Here is a 2171-nt window from a genome sequence, read left to right on the forward strand (position 1 = left end):
GGCCCTAAGGGCCGGGAGAGGGTTGGTTCGGCTTGCCCGGCTGCCCTCTCCCCCGGCCCCTCTCCCTGAAGGGAGAGGGGAGAACTGCAACCAAGGTGAGAAATCCGTGAAACAGGACTCCCTGAAAAACTGGTTCAAAAGTGGCTCGCCCGGTGTCTGGCTGAGCGGCGGGGCCGTGTCCATCGCCGTGATCATGACCCTCGGCCTGCTGCTGTTGATTGCCGTGCGTGGCCTCGGCCATTTCTGGCCGGCCGACCTGCTGCAGACGCGCTATGTGGTGCCCGGTCAGGGCGCTCAGGTGCTGATCGGCGAAGTGGTGCAGGCCGAGGAAGTGCCGCGTGCCCGCCTCAAGGGCGCCGGCCTGCCGGTGCCGGACGCGGGTCCGGAATTTATGACCCGCGAGTTGCTCAAGGTGGGCAACCGCGAAGTCTACGGCAGCGACTTCACCTGGGTGGTCGGCGACTGGCTGACCGAGCAGAGCAAGCCCGCCGAGCTGATGACCCTGGAGCGCCGCGAATGGGGCAACTTCTACGGCTACCTGCTCAGCGTCAAGGAGAAGGGCCAGGTGGTGGCCGAGGGCGAAGCCGCCTGGCCGGCCCTGCAGGAGCGCCTGGCACGCGTTAGCCAGCTGGCCGATGAACTGGCCCGGCTGGAGAAGAAGGACATAGGCGCGATCAACCATGGCCTCGAGCGCCTGCGCCTGGACACCCGCAAGCTGGAGCTGCAAGGCCAGCTGGATGCGCAGGCCCAGGCCGATCTGGCCGCCGAGCGCGCCCAGCTGGATGCGCGCTACAAGGAGCTGGAAGGCCGCCTGGTCAGCCTGCACGAGGAGTTCAACCGCGACAGCCTGATGGTCCGCGAGGCCAACGGCCAGGAGCTGGAAATCAGCCTGGGCAAGGTGGTGCACGCCTACCAGCCGAACGCCATGGGCCTGTTCAGCAAGATCGGTTTCTACTTCGGCAAGCTCTGGGAATTCCTCAGCGATGACCCGCGCGAGGCCAACACCGAGGGCGGCATCTTCCCGGCGATTTTCGGCACCGTGATGATGACCCTGATCATGGCGGTGATGGTCACCCCGTTCGGCGTGCTGGCCGCGGTCTACCTGCGCGAATACGCCAAGCAGGGCCCGCTGACCCGCACCATCCGCATCGCGGTGAACAACCTGGCCGGCGTCCCGGCGATCGTCTACGGCGTGTTCGGCCTGGGCTTCTTCGTCTATGTGCTGGGCGGCTCGCTCGACCGGCTGTTCTTCCCCGAGGCCCTGCCGGCGCCGACCTTCGGCACCCCGGGGCTGCTGTGGGCCTCGCTGACCCTGGCGATCCTCGCTGTGCCGGTGGTGATAGTCGCCACCGAGGAAGGCCTGGCGCGGATTCCGCGGGCGGTGCGCGAGGGCTCTCTGGCCCTGGGGGCGACCAAGGCCGAAACCCTGTGGAAGGTGCTCACCGGCGGCGAGTCCGTCGTCGTCGCCGAATGGCCCGTGTTGTCCGGTGAGGCAGTCGACGCCCAGGCCGCAACCAGGATCGAAGACACGCAGAAGCTGATCACCGAGGTGCGACGATTCCGAAACGATCAGGGACTCAAGCCTTCCCAGAAGGTCCCGGCTCGTGCGTCCGGGCTTTCGGAGGCCGGCATGGACGGCCAGTTCGCCTACGTGGCGGCGCTGGCCAAGCTGACCGAACCCGAAGAGGGATTCACCGCGTCGATCTCCGTCGAGGTGCGCCTGAGCCAGGGCACCGTCACTGTCGACATCGACACCTCGGGCACCATCGACCTCGGCGCGGAGAAGAAGCGGCTCGAAAAGGACCTCGCGGCAGCGCAGAAGGAGCTCGTCACCGCTGACAACAAGCTGGCGAACGAGGCCTTCCTGGCGAAGGCGCCCGACGCCGTCGTGGACAAGATCAAGACACGTCGCCAGATCGCCGTCGAAGAGATCGAGCGCATCACGGGACGTCTGAAGGAGTTGGCCGACAAGTGAGTTCGTACGAGCCGTCCCAATTCGACGCTCAGAGTTCGGTTCCGACTCCGGTCGACATCGCCGAACTGGCGCTGGTGGAAGCAGAACTCGACAAGCGTTGGCCCGAGACCAAGATCGAGCCGTCACTGACTCGTATCGAGGCGCTCATGGATGTCCTGGGCTCGCCTCAGCACAACTATCCGTCGGTGCACGTCAC

Annotated in this window: 2 protein-coding genes; both read left to right on the forward strand. The window is 66.2% G+C overall.

Translation table 11 applies throughout. The annotated features are described in order from the left end of the window. The first annotated feature begins 175 nt into the window (after positions 1–175). Entirely contained in the window at positions 176–1975 is a 1800-nt protein-coding gene (locus V6M52_RS14565; RefSeq protein WP_332701537.1) for a hypothetical protein, read from the forward strand. Further along, on the forward strand, positions 1972–2171 hold a 200-nt coding region (locus tag V6M52_RS14570; RefSeq protein ID WP_442881868.1), incomplete at its 3' end, for a hypothetical protein. The genes V6M52_RS14565 and V6M52_RS14570, both read left to right, overlap by 4 nt.

The organism is Devosia sp. (genome assembly GCF_036676215.1).
Taxonomy (GTDB): domain Bacteria; phylum Pseudomonadota; class Alphaproteobacteria; order Rhizobiales; family Devosiaceae; genus Devosia.